Annotated in this window: 22 protein-coding genes and 1 pseudogene; 22 read left to right on the forward strand and 1 reads right to left on the reverse strand. The window is 43.8% G+C overall.

The window, feature by feature from the left end:
* Positions 1–4: 4 nt before the first annotated feature.
* The 20 genes and pseudogenes from AB1F57_RS06635 to AB1F57_RS06730 all read left to right on the forward strand — a co-directional run bounded on the left by AB1F57_RS06635 (position 5) and on the right by AB1F57_RS06730 (position 18,256).
* Positions 5–1,237: an extracellular solute-binding protein gene (locus AB1F57_RS06635; protein ID WP_105110530.1), complete on the forward strand. Its 1,233-nt coding sequence runs from the start codon at positions 5–7 to the stop codon at positions 1,235–1,237.
* Positions 1,238–1,391: 154 nt separating this feature from the next.
* Complete coding sequence (locus AB1F57_RS06640; protein ID WP_105110529.1) at positions 1,392–2,264, forward strand: carbohydrate ABC transporter permease; 873 nt, start codon at positions 1,392–1,394, stop codon at positions 2,262–2,264.
* A gap of 12 nt (positions 2,265–2,276) precedes the next feature.
* Positions 2,277–3,107 carry a carbohydrate ABC transporter permease gene (locus AB1F57_RS06645; RefSeq protein WP_170238784.1) on the forward strand — a complete coding sequence of 277 codons (831 nt, stop codon included), beginning with the start codon at positions 2,277–2,279 and terminating at the stop codon, positions 3,105–3,107.
* 72 nt (positions 3,108–3,179) lie between these two features.
* On the forward strand, positions 3,180–4,628 hold the full coding sequence (gtfA, locus tag AB1F57_RS06650) for a sucrose phosphorylase (protein ID WP_367985521.1): 1,449 nt from the start codon (positions 3,180–3,182) through the stop codon (positions 4,626–4,628).
* A gap of 73 nt (positions 4,629–4,701) precedes the next feature.
* Positions 4,702–6,318, forward strand: coding sequence for an alpha-glucosidase (locus AB1F57_RS06655; RefSeq protein ID WP_367985522.1), 1,617 nt, complete (start codon positions 4,702–4,704; stop codon positions 6,316–6,318).
* 79 nt (positions 6,319–6,397) lie between these two features.
* Positions 6,398–7,027, forward strand: coding sequence for a uracil phosphoribosyltransferase (gene upp, locus AB1F57_RS06660; protein WP_105110525.1), 630 nt, complete (start codon positions 6,398–6,400; stop codon positions 7,025–7,027).
* Positions 7,028–7,137: 110 nt separating this feature from the next.
* Positions 7,138–7,728 carry an ATP-dependent Clp protease proteolytic subunit gene (locus AB1F57_RS06665; RefSeq protein WP_105110524.1) on the forward strand — a complete coding sequence of 197 codons (591 nt, stop codon included), beginning with the start codon at positions 7,138–7,140 and terminating at the stop codon, positions 7,726–7,728.
* Between the two features lie 84 nt (positions 7,729–7,812).
* Positions 7,813–8,085 carry a DUF2129 domain-containing protein gene (locus AB1F57_RS06670; RefSeq protein WP_105110523.1) on the forward strand — a complete coding sequence of 91 codons (273 nt, stop codon included), beginning with the start codon at positions 7,813–7,815 and terminating at the stop codon, positions 8,083–8,085.
* Positions 8,086–8,237: 152 nt separating this feature from the next.
* Positions 8,238–9,413, forward strand: a complete 1,176-nt coding sequence (locus tag AB1F57_RS06675) for an ABC transporter substrate-binding protein (RefSeq protein WP_367985523.1) — start codon at positions 8,238–8,240, stop codon at positions 9,411–9,413.
* Positions 9,414–9,486: 73 nt separating this feature from the next.
* Positions 9,487–10,356, forward strand: coding sequence for a branched-chain amino acid ABC transporter permease (locus tag AB1F57_RS06680; RefSeq protein ID WP_105137216.1), 870 nt, complete (start codon positions 9,487–9,489; stop codon positions 10,354–10,356).
* Positions 10,357–10,360: 4 nt separating this feature from the next.
* Complete coding sequence (locus AB1F57_RS06685; protein WP_105111399.1) at positions 10,361–11,332, forward strand: branched-chain amino acid ABC transporter permease; 972 nt, start codon at positions 10,361–10,363, stop codon at positions 11,330–11,332.
* Positions 11,313–12,077 carry an ABC transporter ATP-binding protein gene (locus AB1F57_RS06690; RefSeq protein ID WP_105111400.1) on the forward strand — a complete coding sequence of 255 codons (765 nt, stop codon included), beginning with the start codon at positions 11,313–11,315 and terminating at the stop codon, positions 12,075–12,077. The genes AB1F57_RS06685 and AB1F57_RS06690 overlap by 20 nt, the downstream gene beginning before the upstream one ends.
* A pseudogene (locus AB1F57_RS06695) lies at positions 12,077–12,787 on the forward strand (ABC transporter ATP-binding protein). Before AB1F57_RS06690 ends, AB1F57_RS06695 begins: the two are co-directional and overlap by 1 nt.
* A gap of 486 nt (positions 12,788–13,273) precedes the next feature.
* Complete coding sequence (gene pyrF / locus AB1F57_RS06700) at positions 13,274–13,966, forward strand: orotidine-5'-phosphate decarboxylase (RefSeq protein ID WP_167785337.1); 693 nt, start codon at positions 13,274–13,276, stop codon at positions 13,964–13,966.
* A gap of 34 nt (positions 13,967–14,000) precedes the next feature.
* The gene (gene pyrE / locus AB1F57_RS06705; protein WP_367985524.1) at positions 14,001–14,633 is read left to right on the forward strand and encodes an orotate phosphoribosyltransferase; all 633 of its coding nucleotides are present in this window, start codon (positions 14,001–14,003) and stop codon (positions 14,631–14,633) included.
* A 90-nt stretch (positions 14,634–14,723) separates the two neighbouring features.
* Complete coding sequence (locus tag AB1F57_RS06710; RefSeq protein WP_170238791.1) at positions 14,724–15,644, forward strand: glycosyltransferase family 2 protein; 921 nt, start codon at positions 14,724–14,726, stop codon at positions 15,642–15,644.
* A 12-nt stretch (positions 15,645–15,656) separates the two neighbouring features.
* Positions 15,657–16,310, forward strand: coding sequence for a uracil-DNA glycosylase (locus AB1F57_RS06715; protein WP_167785340.1), 654 nt, complete (start codon positions 15,657–15,659; stop codon positions 16,308–16,310).
* A complete protein-coding gene (locus AB1F57_RS06720; protein ID WP_170238793.1) occupies positions 16,307–16,579 on the forward strand; it encodes a hypothetical protein in 273 nt (90 codons plus the stop codon). The genes AB1F57_RS06715 and AB1F57_RS06720 overlap by 4 nt, the downstream gene beginning before the upstream one ends.
* Positions 16,580–16,584: 5 nt before the next feature.
* Complete coding sequence (locus tag AB1F57_RS06725) at positions 16,585–16,968, forward strand: hypothetical protein (RefSeq protein WP_367985525.1); 384 nt, start codon at positions 16,585–16,587, stop codon at positions 16,966–16,968.
* Between the two features lie 19 nt (positions 16,969–16,987).
* Positions 16,988–18,256 (forward strand): dihydroorotase, encoded by a 1,269-nt coding sequence (locus AB1F57_RS06730; RefSeq protein WP_105137211.1) that lies wholly within the window; start codon positions 16,988–16,990, stop codon positions 18,254–18,256.
* A 137-nt stretch (positions 18,257–18,393) separates the two neighbouring features.
* On the opposite strand, the gene plsY is transcribed toward AB1F57_RS06730, so the two are convergent.
* Entirely contained in the window at positions 18,394–19,035 is a 642-nt protein-coding gene (gene plsY / locus AB1F57_RS06735; RefSeq protein WP_105137210.1) for a glycerol-3-phosphate 1-O-acyltransferase PlsY, read from the reverse strand.
* Between the two features lie 139 nt (positions 19,036–19,174).
* On the opposite strand from plsY, the gene parE reads away from it, so the two are divergent.
* Both parE and AB1F57_RS06745 read left to right on the forward strand, forming a co-directional pair.
* Positions 19,175–21,124: a DNA topoisomerase IV subunit B gene (gene parE / locus AB1F57_RS06740; protein ID WP_167785343.1), complete on the forward strand. Its 1,950-nt coding sequence runs from the start codon at positions 19,175–19,177 to the stop codon at positions 21,122–21,124.
* Positions 21,125–21,132: 8 nt separating this feature from the next.
* Positions 21,133–21,693: a GTP pyrophosphokinase gene (locus AB1F57_RS06745; protein ID WP_105137208.1), complete on the forward strand. Its 561-nt coding sequence runs from the start codon at positions 21,133–21,135 to the stop codon at positions 21,691–21,693.
* Positions 21,694–21,698: the final 5 nt, after the last annotated feature.

Here is a 21,698-nt window from a genome sequence, read left to right on the forward strand (position 1 = left end):
TATTATGAAAATGAGAAGATTTCTCAAATGTGCGTCGGTTTGTGCTTTTGCAAGCTTCCTTGTAGCCTGCGGAAATTCTAGCAGCAGCGACAAGGTAGAAATTGAATTTTTCTCGCAAAAGCCTGAAATGCAAGCAACCTTGCAGGAAATTATTGATGACTTTGAGAAAGAGAATCCAGATATTGAAGTTAAGTTTTCAAATGTGCCAGACGCAGGAACTGTTTTGAAAACACGGATGGCCAATGATGAAGCACCAGATGTTATCAATATCTACCCTCAAAATGCAGATTTCAAAGAGTATGCAGCAGATGGCCGTTTCCTTGAAATTGGTGATGATGCAGGTCTTAGTCATTTGAAAGATGGGGCAGTAACACCTTATCTTGTAAATGATACAAACTACACTCTTCCATTGACTGCCAATGCCTATGGTATCTACTACAACAAAGATAAATTTGAAGAACTTGGCTTGGAAGTACCAACTACCTATGCAGAATTTGTTGCTTTGGTAGACAAAGTTAAGGCTGATGGCAGTGTGGCACCATTTGCCCTTTCTCTAAATGATGCCTGGTCGCTCAATGGTTACCACCAATTAGCTTGGGTAACAGTTGCAGGTGGGTTTGACGGTGCAGAGGATATTTTGATTCGCAGTGCCAAGGGTGCTATCCAAGATGATGCAACAACTAAGGAAGTCTTGGAGCGTTTAGAACTCTTGACTGACAATGGTCAAAAAGGTTTCACAGGAGCACTTTACGCTGACGCGGTTGCTTCATTTGCAGCAGGAGAAGCCCTCATGATGCCACAAGGAACTTGGGCTGCTACAGCAATCAATCAGCAAGAGCCTGAATTTGAATACGGCATGTTTACCTTCCCAGGAGATGAAAAAGGTGGTGATTACACGATCGGTGCGGCAGACCTAGCCCTGTCTGTATCAGCTGAATCAGAGCATCCAGAAGAGTCTAAGAAGTTCTTAGAATACCTCTCACGTCCAACAGTCATTCAGAAATACTATGACGTGGACGGATCACCAACCTCAGTTGAAGGAGTCGACACTGAAGGCAAGTTTGAAGAAACTGCTGGAGTTACACAATATGCCTTCACAGACAAGCATGTCGTATGGTTGCAAAGTGAGTGGGATTCAGAAGATGAGTTTTGGAATATCACTGTTGAAATGGTGAAAAAACCAGATTCAGCAGAACTTGTTAAGAAACTTAATGCCTTCTTTGATCCGATGAAATAATCAGCATGAAAAACAACTATGGGATTAGGGTTTGGGTTTCCCAAACCTGTCCCCCCTATAGTTGTTTAACCTCAGTTTGAAGGAGAGTCCCCTAATTCTTTTTGGAACTGAGATTAAACAACTATACTTGATAAATTTAGTAAAGGAGTTCTTTATGAATCAAAAAGGATTTGTTGCAAAATATTGGCCCTACTTATTTGTAGCTCTGCCAATCGCTCTTCAGTTAATCTTTTTCTTCTATCCCTTGATAACAGGGGTGTTCTACAGTTTAACAGACTGGAATGGTTTATCCAGTAGTTACGATGTGATTGGGATTCAAAACTACATTGATATTTTGAAGGACCCTGACTTCTATACCAGTATCACCTTTACCATCATCTTTACCATCGGTCTAGTCATTGGGGAGATTGTGATTGGTATTTGGTTGGCAACTCTGCTCAATCGGAAAATCAAAGCAGTTGGCTTTTTCCGGACCTGGTATTTCTTCCCAGCAGTTTTGTCAACGGTAACCTTGGGTCTCATCTTTGTTCAACTTTTTAACTACGGTTTTACACAGATTGGCGAAATTCTCCAAATCGACTGGTTAATGGAAAACCTATTGGTACAAGAGAATACTGTTATTCCGTCCGTCCTCTTTGTCGCTCTTTGGCAGGGTCTGGCGATGCCGGTTATCATTTTCCTATCTGGTCTGCAAAGTATTCCAGATGATGTGAAGGAAGCAGCAGCTATCGACGGTGCGACACGCTCCCAGCAGTTCTTCAACATTGAATTGCCTTTCCTATTACCATCTATCAGTATGGTCTTTATCCTAGCGATGAAATCTGGCTTGACAGCCTTTGACCTCATTTTCGCTTTAACTAGCGGTGGTCCAGATGGTAAGACAGAGTCACTGGGTTTGCTGGTTTATAACTACGCTTTTGTTGACAATAAGTTCTCGTATGCCAATGCTTTGGCAGTTGTTCTCTTCATCTTTATCATTGTGATTTCCTTGATTCAGATGCGGATTTCTAAGAAATTTGAAGTATAAGGAGGTATGTTTATGAATAAGACCAAACAAAGCAATTGGTGGGTATATCTCATTCTATTCAGCGGCATTCTCTTTATGTTTATTCCGCTACTGGTAACGGTGATTAGTTCCTTCAAGCCAACCAAAGAAATCACAGGAAACTTCTTTGGCTTGCCTGAAAATTTCACACTAGACAACTATAGTCGCTTGTTTGAAGATGGAGTTGTTCAATATTTTGGGAATTCTGCCCTGATTACCATTGTCGCAGTTGGCTTGATTGTTTTGGTTATACCTATGGCAGCCTTTGCAGTGGCCCGCCAAATGAAGCGGCAAACAGCTTTCAACTTTATCTACTTTTTCTTGATTATCGGAATTTTTGTTCCCTTCCAAGTGATTATGCTTCCTATGACCAAGTTGATGTCTAGTCTCGGTTTGAATAATATTTTGGGGTTGATTATTCTTTATCTGACCTATGCAGTGCCGCAGGCCCTCTTCCTCTATGTTGGCTATATCAAGACAATTGTTCCTGAAGAGATGGACGAGGCAGCAGCAATTGATGGTTGTGATAAGTTTACAATGTACTGGAGAATTATTTTTCCGTTGATGAAGCCCATGCACGCTACGATTTTGATCATCAATGCCCTCTGGGTCTGGAATGACTTTCTCTTGCCTCTCTTGGTCCTCAATCGCGACCAGGATATGTGGACTTTACCCCTCTTCCAGTATAATTACCAGGGAATGTATTTCAGCGATTATGGACCGTCATTTGCATCCTATGTAGTTGGGATTATCCCAATCCTACTGGTTTATCTCGTTTTCCAAAAGCATATCATTTCAGGTATGACCAGCGGATCTGTTAAATAAAACTCGAAAGGTTGAGGCAACTCAACCTTTTACCAAAAAACAATAAGAAAAGGCTTTCAAAAGGAGAAAAAAATGAAAGTAAAAAATCAAGCAATGTTAATTACCTATTCAGACAGTCTTGGAAAAAATCTGAAAGACTTGAAGCAGGTCTTGGAAGGTCCCTTGAAAGATGTGGTCGGTGGTGTCCACATTCTTCCATTCTTTCCTTCATCAGGTGACCGCGGTTTTGCACCCATGGACTATACCAAGGTTGATGAGGCTTTTGGTGATTGGAGCGATATTGAGGCACTCAGTCAAGACTATTACCTCATGTTTGATTTCATGATCAACCATATCTCAGCCAAGTCGCCTTATTTCCTTGACTTCCTAGAAAAGAAAGATGAGTCTGTCTATGCAGATTTGTTTATCCGCTACAAAAACTTTTGGCCAAATGGTGAGCCGACTCAGGAAGATATAGACCTGATTTACAAACGGAAGCCACGTGCTCCCTATCGCATTGCCCAGTTTGCTGATGGTAGCGAGGAAAAAGTTTGGTGTACCTTTGATGAAGAGCAGATTGACCTTGATGTGACAACGGAAACGACTCGTCGCTTTATTCAGGAAAATCTGGAACAGCTGGCGGACCACGGTGCTTCTATTATTCGCCTGGATGCCTTTGCCTACGCCAATAAGAAAATTGGAACCAACTGTTTCTTCGTTGAGCCAGATATTTGGGAGATGCTTCATTTTCCGCGTCAGCTATTGGCACCAAAAGGAGTGGAAATTCTACCAGAAATCCATGAACATTACACCATTCAGCAAAAAATCGCCGAGCAAGACTACTATGTCTATGACTTTGCCCTTCCGATGTTGGTCCTTCATGCTCTTTATTCAGGTAATGTCAACCGTCTTGTTCACTGGATGGAAATCTGCCCTCGCAAGCAATTTACAACCTTGGACACGCACGATGGTATCGGAGTGGTCGATGTCAAGGACTTGCTGACAGATGAGGAAACAGAGGCAACAAGAGAAGCCCTCTATGCCCAAGGAGCAAATGTCAAGAAGATTTATAGCACAGAGGCTTACAATAATCTGGACATTTACCAAATCAATTGTACCTACTATTCAGCTTTAGGAAATGATGACCAAGCCTATCTCTTGGCACGTGTGCTCCAATGTTTTGCACCAGGTATTCCGCAGATTTACTACGTTGGCTTGTTGGCAGGAGAAAATGATATCGAATTGCTCGAAGCAACCAAAGAAGGCCGCAACATCAACCGTCACTATTATGATTTGGAAGAAATTGAGCAGGAAGTGCAACGTCCTGTGGTACAATCCTTGTTCAAACTCCTCAAATTCCGTAATACCAGCGCAGCATTTGATGGAGAGTTCTCAGTTAAGATGTTGGATGAAACAAGTATGGAAATTTTCTGGGATAATCAAGATGCAGGGGTGTCTGCTCGCCTAACAGCAAATCTAAAAGAAAAATCCTTTGAAATTGTTGAAATAGAAGAGGGTAAAATGACCAAAATTGAGTTATAATATGATTATATTGAAAGAGGGGGAGTTCCCCTTTTTCTTGCGTAAATAAGATTGTACAGAAAGGATCATTCAAATGCCAGAAATACAAAAAACAGATTGGTGGAAGAAGTCCGTCATTTACCAAATTTATCCTCGTAGTTTTCAAGATTCAAATGGAGATGGAATTGGAGATATTCGAGGGATTATCAGCCGATTAGATTATCTCCATGAGCTTGGAATTGATGCTATTTGGCTCAGTCCTGTTTATCAGTCCCCCATGGATGACAATGGTTACGATATCAGTGACTACCAAGGAATTGCTCCAGAATTTGGGACCATGGAAGATATGGAAGAGCTGATTGCAGAAGGCCATAAGCGAAATATTAAGATTGTGATGGACTTGGTCCTCAACCATACCTCTGACGAGCATTTTTGGTTTCAAGAAGCCCTCAAAGGACCAGATAATCCCTATTATGACTATTATGTTTGGGCCGATGAACCGAATGAATTACGCTCGACCTTCTCAGGCTCTGCTTGGGAATATGTTCCACATCTGAACAAATACTACCTCCACCAATTCTCTGTTAAGCAACCGGATTTGAATTGGAAAAATCCTGCTCTGAAACAAGAAATCTGGGACATGATTAATTTTTGGATTGAAAAAGGTGTCGGCGGTTTCAGGCTAGATGTAATTGATTTGATTGGAAAAGAACCGGAAAAATTAATTACAGCCGATGGACCGACTCTCCATCCTCTGATTCAGGAATTAAATGAGAAAACCTTTGGTGCTTATGACTTAGTGACTGTTGGGGAGACATGGAGTGCCAATCCAGAAAATGCTCAGTTATATTCGCATCCTGATCGAAAAGAATTTTCGATGATTTTCCAATTTGAACATGTCGGACTTGATCAGCAGGAAGGGAAAGAAAAGTGGGATTTGGCACCGCTTGATCCAGCTCGTCTGCATAAGGTTCTATCCAAATGGCAGACTGAACTGGTTGGTAAAGGCTGGAACTCGCTTTTCTGGAATAACCACGATTTACCTCGTGCCATTTCTCGCTTCGGTGATGATCGACCTGCATTTCGTGAACTAAGTGGTAAAATGTTGGCTATTTATCTTCATTTTATGTCAGGGACACCTTATATCTACCAAGGTGAGGAAATAGGTATGATTAATACACCGATTACGGATATTAGCCAAGCGGATGATATTGAAACACGTCGCATGTATGCAGAACGGATTGAAAATGGCTTTACCAAGGAGGAATTGATTACTTCTATAAATGCCAAAGGTCGTGATAATGCTCGTCGTCCAATGCAATGGACAGGAGCAGAAGGAGCGGGCTTCAGTACAGGTCAAGCCTGGCTGACTTTGGGAGATACTGTCAAAGACATCAATGTTGAAAAAGCACTTGCAGACAAACAATCGCTTTTCTATACCTATCAAAAATTAATCGCTCTTCGGAAAGAGTATCCTTGTATGTCTGAAGGAAAATATGAAGTGATGGAGACAGGAAATAGCTCGGTAATGGCCTACCGTAAATATGATGAACAGGATGATTTCATCATTCTGGTGAATTTCACAAGTGATGAGCAAGCCTTCGAAGTATCGAGCGAGGGATATTCCTTGTTTATGCATAATTACGAAGAGGCTGCATTTTTGGCTGGACAAGTATTGAGACCGTATGAGGCAATTGTTCTCAAAAAATAAGATAATTTTCAATATTCACGAGCTTTTTTCATGAATTTTTGGTAAAATAGAAAAAACAAAAAAGAGAGGTTTTATCATCATGGGTAAATTCCAAGTCATTTCACACCCACTCATTCAGCATAAATTATCTATCCTTCGTAGAACAACAACTTCTACAAAAGATTTCCGTGAGTTGGTTAATGAAATTGCCATGCTAATGGGCTACGAAGTCTTGCGTGACTTGCCATTGGAAGATGTAGAAATCGAAACACCGATTACAAAGACGGTTCAAAAGCAGATTGCAGGAAAAAAATTGGCAATCGTTCCAATCCTGCGTGCCGGTGTTGGTATGGTGGACGGTTTGCTCAGCCTAGTACCAGCAGCCAAAGTTGGTCACATCGGTATGTACCGTGATGAAGAGACCCTCCAACCCGTTGAATATTTGGTGAAATTACCAGAGGATATCGACCAACGCCACATCCTTGTTGTGGACCCAATGCTTGCAACAGGTGGTTCAGCTATTCTTGCTGTTGATTCGTTGAAAAAACGTGGTGCATCCAATATCAAATTTGTGGCCCTCGTATCAGCTCCAGAAGGTGTAAAGGCTCTTCAAGAAGCTCATGCAGATATTGACATCTACACAGCTGCCCTGGATGAAAAACTCAACGAAAAAGGCTATATCGTCCCTGGTCTGGGAGATGCAGGTGACCGCCTCTTCGGTACAAAATAAGTAGATAAAGAAATCAGCTCGGCTGGTTTCTTTTTCTGTGTTAAATATTTGACCAATTTTGACTATTGGTATATAATAGGCACATATCTATCTCGAAAAGGAGTATTCTTATGATTCCAGTAGTTATTGAACAAACCAGTCGTGGTGAGCGTTCTTATGATATTTATTCCCGTTTGCTCAAGGACCGTATCGTCATGTTGACAGGACCGGTGGAGGACAATATGGCTAATTCTATCATTGCCCAATTGCTCTTCCTCGATGCGCAAGATCCGACTAAAGACATTTATCTCTATGTCAATACCCCAGGTGGATCTGTGTCAGCAGGTCTTGCTATCGTGGATACCATGAACTTTATCAAGGCAGACGTCCAGACAATTGTTATGGGAACAGCAGCATCTATGGGAACCATCATTGCATCTAGTGGTGCCAAGGGCAAACGTTTCATGTTGCCAAATGCCGAGTACATGATCCACCAACCAATGGGTGGAACTGGCGGCGGTACACAACAAACCGACATGGCCATTGCTGCAGAACACTTGCTTAAAACCCGTAATAAATTAGAAAAAATCTTGGCTGACAATTCAGGTAAAACAGTCAAGCAAATCCACAAGGATGCGGAGCGTGATTACTGGATGACCGCTGAAGAAACCTTGGCATACGGCTTCATTGACCAAATCATGGATAACAGCAAAACTAAATAAAATAAGGGAAGGGCTGGATTTGGTCCTTTTCATTTTCCCTGGAAAAGGGTATAATTATAGATAGAAATATCTGAGGAGAAGTCCATGTTTGAGAAAAAAGAACGCACCAGCCTAACTGTTTATTTGCATTATAATCGGGATTCCAGAAAACTCAACCACTACGGTGACATGATTTACCATTCAAAGCGCCTGCGTTATGTTATATTATATGTTAATGCAGAAAAAGCTGAGGAAGTCATGAGCAAGCTCAAAAAAGAGAAGTTTGTCAAAAAAGTAGTTCCTTCCTACATCAAGGAACTGGATCAGAATTTTGTTGGCAATCTATGGCGGGACGAGCAAAATCCCGTTACTTTGTAATTAGAGAAGGAGTAGGTTTAAATGAGCCTGCTTTTCTTTTTGTTGGAGCTGTAAAAATTTTTAAAAATTTTTATCATTTTTGTTGACAATTTTCTGATAATTCTGTATATTAGATACATCGTAAAAATTTAAGAAAGATTTTGGGTATTTTCATGAAAACGAGAAAATTCGCTGTAGCTATTGCTACTTTTGCCTCTGCAGCTCTTCTTGCTGCCTGTGGCGCAGCTCCAACAAGCACTTCATCAGCAGCTGGTAACGAAGCTGGTGACACGATTAAATTGGGTTACAACTTGGAATTATCAGGTGCTGTAGCAGCATACGGACAAGCTGAGAAAAACGGTGCTGACCTTGCTGTTGAGGAAATCAATGCAGCTGGCGGTATCGACGGTAAACAAATCGAAGTTGTTTCAAAAGACAACAAATCTGACAACGCTGAAGCAGCGACTGTTACAACCAACCTTGCAACAGAAGAAAAAGTTCTTGCGATGATTGGTCCTGCAACATCAGGTGCAGTAGCTGCGGCAACTCCAGGTGCGACACAGGCAGGCGTTCCATTGATTACACCTTCTGGTACACAGGACGATTTGACAGCTAAAGATGGTAAGGTTGAAGAGTATGTCTTCCGTTCAACTTTCCAAGATAGCTTCCAGGGTCAAGTCATGGCAACATTTGCGACAAAGACACTTGATGCTAAGAAAGTTGTTCTTTACTCAGACAACTCAAGTGACTACGCAAAAGGTATCGCTAAAGCATTCAAAGAAGCTTACAAGGGTGAAATCGTTGTTGAAGAAACTTACCAATCAGGCGATAAGGACTTCCAAGCTGCTTTGACAAAATTGAAAGATCAAGATTTTGATGCAATCATTATCCCAGGTTACTACACTGAAGCTGGTTTGATTACAAAACAAGCGCGTGAAATGGGTATCGACAAGCCAATCCTTGGTCCTGACGGATTTGCGGATGCTAAATTCATCGAAGGTGCTGGCAGCAAGAATGCGACAAATGTTTATTATGTATCTGGTTACTCTACTAAAGTAGCACTTTCTGACAAGGCAACAAACTTCGTTGATGCATATAAGAAGAAGTTCGGTGAAGAGCCAAATATGTTTGCGGCCCTTGCTTATGATGCAGTCTACATGGCAGCTGATGCAGCAGAAGGCGCAAAAACTTCAAAAGATGTAGCAACAAACCTTGCTGGCTTGAAAGACTTTGAAGGTGTAACTGGTCCAATCTCAATCGATGAAAACCACAACCCTATCAAATCTGCTATCATGGTTAAATTGGAAAACGGTGCAGAAGCTTCAGCAGAAGCAGTAAGCGCTGAATAAGCTAAAAAATGTAATCTGGGGAGGCTTGGACCTCTCCAGATATTATTTATGTTATAGAAAGTTTGGTGACTATATGCTCCAGCAATTGGTGAATGGTCTTATCTTGGGAAGTGTCTATGCCTTGATTGCCTTGGGTTATACCATGGTTTACGGCATTATCAAGTTGATTAACTTTGCCCACGGTGACCTTTATATGATGGGGGCCTTTATTGGTTATTATCTGATTAATGCCTTCCAGCTAAATTTCTTTGTTGCGCTTGTTTTGACCATGGTTTTAACAGCAGCCTTGGGTGTGCTGATTGAATTCTTGGCCTACCGTCCATTGCGCAACTCAACTAAGATTGCGGCCTTGATTACGGCTATCGGTGTGTCCTTCTTCCTTGAATACGGTATGGTTTATCTCTTTGGTGCCAATACACGTGCCTTCCCTCAAGCTCTTGAGACGGTTAAATTCAACCTTGGTCCGATTACTGTGACCAATGTTCAGTTGACGATTTTGGGTGTCTCTGTTTTCCTCATGTTGGCTCTGCAATTTATCGTCCAAAAAACCAAAATGGGTAAGGCCATGCGTGCGGTTTCTGTAGACAGTGACGCGGCTCAGCTCATGGGAATTAACGTCAACTCGACCATTAGTTTTACCTTTGCTCTTGGGTCTGCTCTTGCAGGTGCGGCAGGGGTCTTGATTGGTCTTTACTATAACTCTGTGGAACCTCTGATGGGGATGGCGCCAGGTCTTAAGGCCTTTGTAGCGGCCGTTCTCGGTGGTATTGGTATTATTCCAGGTGCGGCTCTCGGTGGCTTTATCATCGGTCTCTTGGAAACCCTGGCGGTAACTGTCGGTCTTTCCAGTTACCGTGATGCAGTTGTATATGGTATCTTGATTGTCATCCTCTTGGTGCGTCCAGCAGGTATTTTAGGTAAAAATGTGAAGGAGAAGGTGTAAGTTTATGAAACAAAATATCAAACCAATTTTAACCTGGCTTGCTCTTGTCCTTGTTATCTTTGCAGTTCTTTCTGCCTTGATTGGCTCTGGTGCCCTGGGGCTTTACTATATACAGATTTTGATGGGGATTGGAATTTCTATCATCATGGCTTTGGGAACCAACCTTGTTCTCGGTTTTTCAGGTCAGTTTTCGCTGGGTCAGGCTGGCTTTATGGCAATTGGTGCCTATGCGACAGCTATTTTGACCAAGGCTAATCCTACCTATGCAGGCTTTTATCTGTCTATTCTTGTGGGCTGTCTTGTAGCTGCCCTGGTAGCCCTGGTGGTCGGTATCCCAACTCTTCGTCTAAAGGGTGACTACTTAGCTATTGCAACCCTTGGTGTGGCTGAGATTATCCGTATTGCCATTATCAATGGTGGTGACTTGACCAACGGTGCTGCTGGTTTGACAGGCATCTTGCCGTATACAACTTGGACAGTTGTCTTTCTATTTGTAGTAGTGTTGACGGTTCTGATTCTCAACTTCTTACGGAGCTCATTTGGCCGTCAGGTTATCGCTGTGCGTGAAAATGAAATCGCTGCGGAGTCCATGGGTGTTAATACAACCAAGGTCAAGGTAACAGTCTTTGTTATCGCGGCTATCCTATCAAGTATCGCAGGTTCTCTCTACGTTGGTTATATCGGTACGGTTGTACCTAAAGACTTTACTATCATGCGTTCGATTGATTACTTGATTATCGCGGTGCTTGGTGGCTTGGGTTCTATGACAGGTACGATTTTGGCGGCCCTTGTTCTTGGTTTCCTCAATATGTTCCTGCAAAATTTCTCAGACCTTCGGATGATTATTTACTCATTGGCTCTTATTTTGGTCATGGTTTTCCGTCCAGGTGGTCTGCTCGGTACATGGGAATTAACCTTCTCATCATTCTTTAAGAAAAAAGCGAAGGAGGGCAAAGATGGCACTTCTGGAAATTAAAAATTTGACCAAGCACTTCGGTGGTTTGACTGCTGTTGGCGACGTTACCATGGAGCTCAATGAAGGTGAGTTGGTCGGCTTGATTGGTCCTAACGGTGCTGGTAAGACAACCCTCTTCAACCTTTTGACCGGTGTTTACGAGCCGAGCGAGGGGACTGTGACGCTTGACGGTCACTTGCTTAATGGTAAGGCACCTTACAAGATTGCATCTCTTGGTCTCTCACGTACCTTCCAAAATATTCGTCTGTTCAAGGATATGACTGTTTTGGAAAATGTATTGGTTGGATTTGCCAATCATCACAAACCGCATCTCTTGGCTTCCTTCCTGCGCTTGCCTAAGTATTACCAGAGCGAGGCGGATTTGAAGGCTAAGGCTATGGAACTCTTGGCAATTTTCGATTTAGACAAGGATGCAGACTCGCTGGCGAAAAACTTGCCTTATGGTCAGCAACGTCGTCTGGAAATCGTTCGTGCCCTTGCGACAGAACCGAAAATTTTGTTCTTGGATGAGCCAGCGGCTGGTATGAACCCGCAGGAAACGGCAGAATTGACCGAACTCATCCGCCGTATTCAAAAGGAATTTGGTATTACCATTATTCTGATTGAGCACGATATGAGCCTGGTTATGAAAGTGACTGAGCGGATTTATGTGCTGGAGTACGGCCGTTTGATTGCCCATGGAACGCCTGAAGAAATCCGGACCAACAAACGTGTAATTGAAGCATACCTTGGAGGTGAAGCATAATGGCCATGTTAGAAGTAAAAAATCTTTCCGTCAACTACGGTGCGATTGAAGCCGTCAAGGATGTGAGCTTTGAAGTCAATGAGGGCGAAGTTGTGACCCTTATAGGCGCCAATGGTGCAGGCAAGACCTCTATCCTCCGCACCATCTCAGGCTTGGTTCGTCCGTCTGCTGGAAGCATTTCTTTCCTCGGAAATGAGATCCAAAAAGTTCCAGCTCGTAAAATCGTGGCAGATGGTTTGTCTCAAGTACCAGAAGGTCGTCACGTTTTTGCAGGCTTGACGGTTATGGAAAACTTAGAAATGGGTGCCTTTCTTCGTAACAACCGTGAGGAAAATCAGGCAAATCTGAAAAAGATTTTTGACCGTTTCCCACGCTTAGAAGAACGTAAGAACCAAGATGCAGCCACTCTTTCAGGAGGTGAGTAGCAGATGTTGGCAATGGGGCGTGCTCTCATGAGCCAGCCAAAACTCTTGCTTCTTGACGAACCTTCAATGGGACTGGCGCCAATCTTTATCCAAGAAATCTTTGACATTATCCAAGATATCCAAAAACAAGGGACAACAGTCCTCTTGATTGAGCAAAACGCCAATAAGGCCCTGGCTATCGCAGACCGTGGCTACGTCCTAGAAACAGGAAAAGTTGTCCTCTCTGGAACAGGAAAAGAATTACTTGCATCAGATGAAGTCAGAAAAGCGTATCTGGGTGGCTGACATGCCATAATAATGCTTACAAGGCTTTCATTCAGTTGTATCACGGAGTTGCTACTTCTGAAATCCAATACGAAAGGAGCGTAGCACTCTAATTTAATACTTTGCGAGCAATCAGTAAATCTGGTTGCTTTTCTTGCTTTCAAGCTGTAAATCAAAAATATGGCAGTCTATTGTTGACTTGTGATTGTTTCATGAGTGTTTTCATTTTTGTGATCCAGTTTGTGCCTCACAATCAAATTTAGCTTTCCAAAACAAGCTCGTTTTCTATCCTTAAGTTCATCTTTTGCCCTTATTTGTAGCAGAAATTCTCAAAACTGTTGACAGAAATCAAATAAAATAGTAGTATAGAGTCAAATAGAACCTTTAACTGAGTCCAGAGAGGCTGGAAAGGTATCATGGTAAGCATCTTAGAAGTCGAATTTCTAAGCTCATTTCGTGAACCCTGTCCAGAGTTGGCAGGGTTTTTCTGTGTACAGAAAGGATACTATGAAAGAAAAACGTCCCATTATTGCCTTGGATTTCGCAAGTAGTCAAGAAGTCGTTGATTTTTTGACTCATTTCCCAAGTCAGGAAAAACTCTATCTCAAGGTTGGTATGGAGCTCTACTATGCGGAAGGTCCGGCTATTATCAAAGACCTGAAAGATCGCGGACACAGCATTTTCCTAGACCTGAAACTCCATGATATTCCCAATACGGTCCAATCGGCTATGTCGGTGTTGGCCAAGCTGGGTGTTGATATGACCAATGTTCATGCAGCTGGGGGCGTAGAGATGATGCAATCGGCTAGAAAGGGACTGGGACCTGGACCAATCTTGATCGCTGTGACCCAGCTGACCTCGACTTCGGAAGAGCAGATGCAGGCGGATCAGAATATCCAGACTAGCCTGGTGGATGCAGTGGTCCATTACGCCAAAAAGGCTCAGGAAGCAGAACTGGACGGTGTCGTTTGCTCGGCTCAGGAGGTCGATTTGATCAAGCAGGCCACTGGTGCGGCCTTTGCCTGTCTGACACCAGGAATTCGACCAGCTGGTAGCGAAGTAGGTGATCAAAAACGGGTTGTCACTCCAGCACAGGCGGCCAGCATTGGCAGTGACTATATCGTGGTCGGGCGTCCTATCACGCATGCGGTCAATCCTTATGAAGCATACCTGGCTATCAAAGAAGAATGGAATATCTAAATAAACAATATTACTAATCTAAAGGAGAATTATCATGACACTAGCAACAGAAATTGCATCACATTTGTTGGACATCAAGGCGGTTCATTTGCGACCAGAAAAGCCTTTTACTTGGGCGTCTGGCATCAAGTCACCTATTTATACGGATAATCGTATCACGCTTTCTTATCTGGATACCCGCAACCTGATTGAGGATGGTTTTGTTCAACGAATTGAAGAGGAGTTTCCAGAAGTAGAAGTGATTGCAGGTACGGCGACGGCTGGAATTCCGCACGGAGCCATTATTGCAGACCGCATGAATCTGCCATTTGCTTACATCCGTAGCAAACCAAAAGAACACGGGGCTGGTAATCAACTGGAAGGTCGCATTGTCAAGGGGCAGAAAATGGTTATCATCGAAGATCTGATATCGACAGGTGGTTCTGTCTTGGATGCAGTGGCAGCGGCTCAACGTGAAGGAGCAGAGGTACTTGGTGTGGCAGCCATTTTCACCTACCAATTGCCTGTGGCAGACCGGAATTTTGACAACACTAGTGTCAAACTGGTGACGCTCAGCAATTATTCTGAACTTATAAAAGTCGCAAAAGTGCAGGGCTACATCAATGCGGATGGCTTGACTCTCTTGAAAAAATTCCGCCAGAATCCTGAAACTTGGTTGGAGAACTAGTTTTCACAGCAAAATCGCCTGATTTCTGGGAACATGCCCCCGAAAATGGTATAATGTTAGGAAAACAATTGACCGTATGAGGAGAAGTGTATGATTTCAGTAATCGTTCCTTGTTTCAATGAGGAAGAGGCGATTCCCTATTTTTACGACGCCATGGAAGTGGTCCGTCGGAAGATGAGGGAGCAATTTGAGTATATTTTTGTCAATGATGGGTCCAAGGATGGGACGCTCAAGGTTCTTCGGCAGTTGGCTGCTGAGGGCAATGGTGTCCGCTACATTTCCTTTTCCCGAAATTTTGGCAAGGAGGCTGCTCTTTATGCCGGACTGCAGGCTGCGCAGGGTGAATTGGTGACCGTCATGGATGTGGATTTGCAGGATCCACCAGAAATGCTCACCCAGATGAAGGCCATCTTGGATGCTAATCCAGAACTGGACTGTGTTGGCACCCGTCGTGTCAGCCGTGATGGCGAGCCGCCTATTCGGAGCTTCTTTGCAAAGCTTTTCTACAAGCTGATGAACAAGATTAGCCAGGTAGAAGTGGTGGACGGGGCCCGCGATTTCCGTCTCATGCGCCGACACATGGTAGATGCTATCTTGTCTGTTTCAGAGTACAATCGTTTTTCAAAAGGAATTTTTACCTGGGTTGGTTTTGAGACAGAATACCTGCCTTATGAAAATGTTAAGCGGGTGGCTGGTGAAACCAGCTGGTCCTTCTGGAAGTTGCTGTCCTACTCGATTGAAGGGATTATCAATTTTTCAGATACGCCGCTGAATATTGCATCCTATACTGGTTTCTTCACCTTCCTCCTGTCTTTGGTTTTGATGGTTGTCGTTGTCTTTAAGACTCTGGTCTTCGGGGATCCGACAATCGGTTGGCCGTCAACTATCTGTATCATCCTCTTTTTAGGTGGCTTGCAGTTGATGACCATTGGTATTTTAGGTAAGTATTTGGCCAAGGTTTTCTTGGAAACCAAGCATCGACCGGTTTATATCATCAAAGAGAAGAAGTAAGAGGTAGTCAGCATGGAGCATTCTACTTGGCATGATCGGATAAAGGCCTTATTGCCGGAGCATTATTTTGGCAACATCAATCAGTTTTTGGACCAGGCTTATTCTGCCGGAACTGTTTACCCACCCAGGGAAAAGGTATTTGCAGCCTTGGAAAAGACGGCTTTAGAAAATGTAAAAGTGGTCATTTTGGGGCAGGATCCCTATCACGGACCTGGACAAGCACAAGGGCTATCCTTTTCAGTCCCAGATAGCATCCCAGCTCCGCCATCTCTCCAAAATATCCTAAAAGAGTTGGCTGAAGATGTCGGTGTCAAACAAGGTCATGATTTAACCAGCTGGGCTGAACAGGGCGTGCTCTTACTCAATGCTTGTTTGACGGTGCCGGCCGGTCAGGCCAATGGACATGCTGGACAAATCTGGGAACCCTTTACGGATGCGGTAATCAAGGTGGTCAATAGTCTGGACCAACCAGTTGTCTACATTCTTTGGGGAGTCTATGCCCGGAAGAAGAAGGTTCTTATAAGCAATTCCAAACATTTGATTATCGAGTCGGCCCATCCAAGTCCGCTTTCAGCCTACCGAGGCTTCTTTGGAAGTAAGCCTTTTTCACAGGCTAATGCCTTTTTGAAACAGGCTGGGAAGGAAGAGATTGATTGGCGAAGATGAAGTTAATTGAAGGAATGAAAATGACCGATTTTGAAAGAGATATATCATTCTTTGAGGCTTTGGATGAGAAGATCTTTAGCCTAGCTCACCAGCTTTATGAAGAAGGAGTTGCAAGGCTGGATGATGCCCATATTTCAGGCCATTTTTGGTTACGAAATCAACGGATTTACTTGGCGATTGCCGAGAAGGAAATGGACTTGGCAAAAGAGTTGGCTCAGGCTAATCTTGTTTTGGCGCAAGACATAGCCAGGCTGAGGAATTTTTCCTGAAAGAATTGCAGCCAGTGGCCTTGCGCCAGGTGGCAGATGTAGAGCGAGAAGCAGGCAATTATCAGCAAGCTTTGGAGTTTCTTGAAAAGGAAGCATCTTTACTATCTGAATACAATGAGTCTCAACTTGTTGGTAATGCTTATGAGCAAGCCTATTTGCATTTTCTAATGGGAGATATGGAGTTGGCAGAGCAAGAGATGCGAAAAGTACTCAAGAAGGCAACTCGTATTGAGTTTCCCTATATAGAAGCTAGTGCCAATCGTGTCTTGGGAGAAATCACCAAAGAGCGCAGCTATTTTGAACGAGCTAAGGAACTTTACTTAGAAGTAGATGACCAGATTAGTGCTCAAGAAGTGGAGCGAATGGTTGAAGCTGTGGCTAAACAGTAGCATTTAAAAAGGAGTAGTCATGCTGTTAATTAAAAATGGTCGCGTCATAGACCCGCAGTCCGGTCTGGATACAGTCGCTGATATTTTGATAGAAAACAAGAAAATCATAAAGATTGCTGAGCAGATTGAGGTAGATGCGGAACAAGTTATCGATGCTAGTGGCTTGGTTGTTGCGCCTGGCCTGGTGGATGTCCATGTTCATTTTCGTGAGCCTGGTCAGACCCACAAGGAAGATATTCATACAGGGGCCCTGGCGGCAGCAGCGGGTGGTTTTACCTCGGTTGTCATGATGGCTAATACCAATCCGACCATTTCGACAGTGGACACCTTGAAAGAGGTGTTGCAATCGGCCAGCAAGGAAAACATTCATATTTATAGTGTGGGAACCATTACCAATCAATTTAACGGCCAAGATTTGACGGATTTTGAAGGGCTCATGATTGCAGGTGCTGTAGCTCTTTCTGATGACGGCATTCCATTGACAAATGCTGGAGTGGTGCGAAAAGCTATGCAGGAGGCTAAGAAATTGGATTGCCTGCTCAGCCTCCACGAAGAAGATCCAGATTTGAATGGTATTCTAGGTTTGAACGAGCAAGTCGCTGCCAAGCATTTTCACGTCTGTGGCGCGACTGGTGTGGCTGAATACAGCATGATTGCTCGTGACGTCATGATTGCCTATGAAACGGGTGCCCGTGTTCATATCCAGCATCTGTCCAAAGCTGAGTCTGTCAAGGTGGTCGAATTTGCACAGGGTATGGGTGCGCGTGTGACCGCAGAAGTAGCCCCTCAGCATTTTTCTCGGACAGAAGATTTGTTGTTGACCAAGGGGGCAAATGCCAAGATGAATCCACCTCTTCGTTTGGAAAGCGATCGTTTGGCAGTCATAGAAGGGCTAAAATCAGGCGTCATTTCAGTTATTGCGACCGACCATGCACCTCATCATGCGGATGAAAAAAATGTAGAGGACTTGACGCAAGCACCGTCTGGCATGACTGGTTTGGAAACCTCTCTATCACTTGGTTTGACGCATTTGGTGGAAGAAGGGCATCTGACACTCCAAGAATTATTGGAGAAAATGACCATTAATCCTGGCAAACTTTATGGCTTGGATGCAGGTTATCTGGCTGAAAATGGACCGGCCGACCTAGTGATTTTTGATCCTACAGTCAATCGTCAAGTATCAGCAACCTTTGCCTCTAAATCCGCCAATTCTCCCTTTGTCGGTGATTGGCTCAAGGGCCAAGTTCGTTATACCATTGCGGATGGGCAGGTTGTATTTGAAAAATAAGTGTTTTGAAGGAGCTGGTTGGCTCCTTCTTTTTACGAACTTTTTATCAAAGTTAGCAGTTTTAAGGTTTTGAATTTTACAAAAAAGCTACTTTCTTTATCTTTCATGATATAAAAAACGCCTCTCGGCGCTTGAAATTATTTCTTCTTTTGCTTTGTAATATTTAATCCAAAGGGAACGAGATTTTCTTCCTGTTTCAAAATGCGTTGGATATTGTCCTTGTGTCGGATAATGACAAAGCTACCCAGAAATAAGATAATCACGGTGAACAACCAGTCATAGCTATTGACCAAGAAACCAAGGGCTGGGAAAATCAGAACTCCAAGCATGGCCAGGGCTGCTGCCAAGACACTTGAAAAGGAAACCATGGAGGTCAGGTAGAGAGAGGTCGCGAAAATAAAGACCAGATAGAGGCAGAAGAGGGGCGCAACACCCAGCAACATGCCAGCCGATGTGGCCACAGCCTTACCTCCCTTGAAATTGGCAAAAATCGGGAAGGTATGTCCCAGAACAGCCATCAAGCCAAATAGGATAGGTGAAGGGCTATTTACATGAAAGAAAACAGGCAGGAGGGCCGCTAGGGTACCTTTGAGAAAGTCGATAGCAAAGACCGCCATTCCAGCTTTCTTACCCAGGATACGGAAGGTATTGGTCGTCCCAGTATTGCCCGAACCATGTTCTCGGATGTTGATGTTGAAAAAGGCTTGTCCAATCCAGAGACCTGACGGAATCGAGCCCAGTAAATAAGCTAATATTAGAAGTAAAATTGTCTGTAACATACTTAGATTATAGCATAGTTGTCCGGCTTTTTCATCAAATAGTCAAGTTTGCCCTGTTCCAGCCGAAATAGCAGAAATTTTTTGCAAAAATGCTAAAAAACTTGTAAGATAGTAAAGACGATATGTATGGAGGTCAGATTTGGCTAAGAAAGAGATAAACATAAATAATTATAACGACGATGCCATTCAGGTGCTGGAAGGGTTGGATGCGGTTCGCAAACGTCCGGGGATGTATATTGGTTCGACCGATGGCAACGGACTGCACCACATGGTTTGGGAAATTGTCGATAATGCGGTCGATGAAGCACTGTCAGGTTTTGGTGATCGTATTGAGGTGACCATTAATAAGGACGGTAGCTTGTCGGTAGCAGATAAGGGACGGGGGATGCCAGTCGGTATGCACGCAACTGGGAAACCGACGGTTGAGGTCATCTTTACCGTTCTTCACGCTGGTGGTAAGTTTGGTCAGGGTGGCTATAAGACCTCTGGAGGTCTCCACGGGGTTGGTTCTTCGGTGGTCAATGCCCTGTCCAGCTGGCTTGAGGTGGAAATTACCCGTGACGGAGCGATTTATAAACAGCGCTTTGAGCAGGGCGGCAAGCCAGTTACGACTTTGGAGAAGATCGGCACAGCTCCAAAATCAAAAACAGGGACCAAAGTCACCTTTATGCCCGACGATAGTATCTTCTCAACGACTGATTTCAAGTTTAACACCATTGCCGAGCGCCTAAAGGAATCCGCTTTCTTGCTCAAGCAGGTCACCATGACCCTGACAGATGAGCGAACGGGTGAACAAGAAGAGTATCACTACGAAAATGGTGTTCAGGATTTTGTATCTTATTTAAATGAAGACAAGGAAACTCTGACACCAGTCCTCTATTTTGAAGGTGAAGATGCAGGATTCCAAGTCCAGGTGGCCATGCAGTACAATGACGGCTATTCGGACAATATCCTGTCCTTCGTTAACAACGTTCGTACCAAGGACGGCGGTACTCATGAAACTGGGCTGAAACTGGCCATCACCAAGGCCATGAACGACTATGCCCGCAAGACCAATTTGCTCAAGGAAAAGGATAAGAATTTAGAGGGTTCAGACTATCGAGAGGGCTTATCGGCTGTCCTGTCTATCCTTGTTCCAGAAGAACACTTGCAGTTTGAAGGTCAGACTAAGGATAAGCTGGGGAGCCCGCTGGCTCGTCCAGTTGTAGACGGAATTGTCTCAGAAAAGTTGACGTATTTCCTCTTGGAAAATGGTGAACTGGCTTCAAATTTGGTTCGCAAGGCTATTAAGGCCCGCGATGCGCGCGAGGCCGCCCGTAAAGCCCGTGATGAAAGCCGAAATGGCAAGAAAAACAAGAAGGACAAAGGGCTTTTGTCTGGTAAGCTGACTCCGGCCCAGTCTAAAAATCCTGCCAAGAATGAGCTTTATCTGGTCGAGGGGGATTCTGCCGGTGGTTCTGCCAAGCAGGGCCGTGACCGCAAGTTTCAGGCGATTTTGCCTCTGCGTGGTAAGGTTATCAATACGGCCAAGGCCAAGATGGCGGATATCCTCAAAAACGAGGAAATCAATACCATGATTTACACCATTGGTGCAGGCGTGGGGACGGATTTCTCTATTGAGGATGTCAACTATGACAAGATTATCATCATGACCGATGCGGATACGGATGGGGCCCACATTCAGACCCTGCTCTTGACTTTCTTCTATCGCTATATGCGTCCCTTGGTCGAGGCTGGTAAGGTTTATATCGCCCTGCCACCGCTTTATAAGATGTCCAAGGGTAAGGGTAAGACGGAAAAGATTGCCTACGCTTGGTCAGATGGTGAATTGGAAGATTTGCGCAAGGATTTTGGCAAGGGTTCGATTCTTCAGCGCTACAAGGGGCTTGGTGAGATGAATGCTGACCAGCTTTGGGAGACAACCATGAACCCTGAAACGCGGACCCTCATCCAAGTGACCATTGATGATTTGGCACGAGCAGAGCGGCGCGTGTCTGTCCTCATGGGCGATAAGGTTGAGCCACGCCGTAAATGGATTGAGGATAATGTCAGGTTTACCTTGGAAGAAGTAAGTGCATTTACTAAGTAGGAGTTGTTATGCTTGAAAAAATTGAGCGTCTGATAAGCGAAATCAACCGCATTCATTTGGAGTATTCAAAGGATTATTTTGAGACTGGCAAGGTCGAGAAAATCAATCTCAAGCATACCTTTGCCAAGGTAGCAACCAAGCCTATCTTGTCTTACCGCCTTAACCTGCACGAGTCCATCAATGATTACTTGATGAAGGCGGATGTGGATGATATTCGTTTTGTATATCGTGTCAAGACCTCTGAGTCTATCCTTGATAAAATCCAACGGTTCAAGGAACGGCAGGAAGGCTATCCAGTAAATTCTATTCTCAATGATATTTTCGGTGCTCGCATGATTTTGAAATCCGAAGAAATTGCTCAAGTCATGGAGAAGCTAGATGATTGGCAAGAGGAATATGGTCTGAAAAACTGGTATCTGCGTGATAAGGACGGCTATATCGGTATTCACATCTATTTCAAAAATAAGAGCAATTTCTACTACCCGTGGGAATTGCAACTCTGGGACGAAAAAGATATGGAGGGAAATATTGCCAGTCATATCAAGTACAAGCGAAAGTTTGTGGAGTAAGAACT

Origin of the sequence: Streptococcus nasisuis, assembly GCF_040836615.1 — a bacterium.
Taxonomy (GTDB): domain Bacteria; phylum Bacillota; class Bacilli; order Lactobacillales; family Streptococcaceae; genus Streptococcus; species Streptococcus suis_V.

Coding starts and splice junctions, on each gene's coding strand:
- AB1F57_RS06635 (WP_105110530.1), top strand. CDS start 5: ATGAAAATGAGAAGATTTCTCAAATGTGCGTCGGTTTGTGCTTTTGCA.
- AB1F57_RS06640 (WP_105110529.1), top strand. CDS start 1,392: ATGAATCAAAAAGGATTTGTTGCAAAATATTGGCCCTACTTATTTGTA.
- AB1F57_RS06645 (WP_170238784.1), top strand. CDS start 2,277: ATGAATAAGACCAAACAAAGCAATTGGTGGGTATATCTCATTCTATTC.
- gtfA (WP_367985521.1), top strand. CDS start 3,180: ATGAAAGTAAAAAATCAAGCAATGTTAATTACCTATTCAGACAGTCTT.
- AB1F57_RS06655 (WP_367985522.1), top strand. CDS start 4,702: ATGCCAGAAATACAAAAAACAGATTGGTGGAAGAAGTCCGTCATTTAC.
- upp (WP_105110525.1), top strand. CDS start 6,398: ATGGGTAAATTCCAAGTCATTTCACACCCACTCATTCAGCATAAATTA.
- AB1F57_RS06665 (WP_105110524.1), top strand. CDS start 7,138: ATGATTCCAGTAGTTATTGAACAAACCAGTCGTGGTGAGCGTTCTTAT.
- AB1F57_RS06670 (WP_105110523.1), top strand. CDS start 7,813: ATGTTTGAGAAAAAAGAACGCACCAGCCTAACTGTTTATTTGCATTAT.
- AB1F57_RS06675 (WP_367985523.1), top strand. CDS start 8,238: ATGAAAACGAGAAAATTCGCTGTAGCTATTGCTACTTTTGCCTCTGCA.
- AB1F57_RS06680 (WP_105137216.1), top strand. CDS start 9,487: ATGCTCCAGCAATTGGTGAATGGTCTTATCTTGGGAAGTGTCTATGCC.
- AB1F57_RS06685 (WP_105111399.1), top strand. CDS start 10,361: ATGAAACAAAATATCAAACCAATTTTAACCTGGCTTGCTCTTGTCCTT.
- AB1F57_RS06690 (WP_105111400.1), top strand. CDS start 11,313: ATGGCACTTCTGGAAATTAAAAATTTGACCAAGCACTTCGGTGGTTTG.
- pyrF (WP_167785337.1), top strand. CDS start 13,274: ATGAAAGAAAAACGTCCCATTATTGCCTTGGATTTCGCAAGTAGTCAA.
- pyrE (WP_367985524.1), top strand. CDS start 14,001: ATGACACTAGCAACAGAAATTGCATCACATTTGTTGGACATCAAGGCG.
- AB1F57_RS06710 (WP_170238791.1), top strand. CDS start 14,724: ATGATTTCAGTAATCGTTCCTTGTTTCAATGAGGAAGAGGCGATTCCC.
- AB1F57_RS06715 (WP_167785340.1), top strand. CDS start 15,657: ATGGAGCATTCTACTTGGCATGATCGGATAAAGGCCTTATTGCCGGAG.
- AB1F57_RS06720 (WP_170238793.1), top strand. CDS start 16,307: ATGAAGTTAATTGAAGGAATGAAAATGACCGATTTTGAAAGAGATATA.
- AB1F57_RS06730 (WP_105137211.1), top strand. CDS start 16,988: ATGCTGTTAATTAAAAATGGTCGCGTCATAGACCCGCAGTCCGGTCTG.
- plsY (WP_105137210.1), bottom strand. CDS start 19,035: ATGTTACAGACAATTTTACTTCTAATATTAGCTTATTTACTGGGCTCG.
- AB1F57_RS06745 (WP_105137208.1), top strand. CDS start 21,133: ATGCTTGAAAAAATTGAGCGTCTGATAAGCGAAATCAACCGCATTCAT.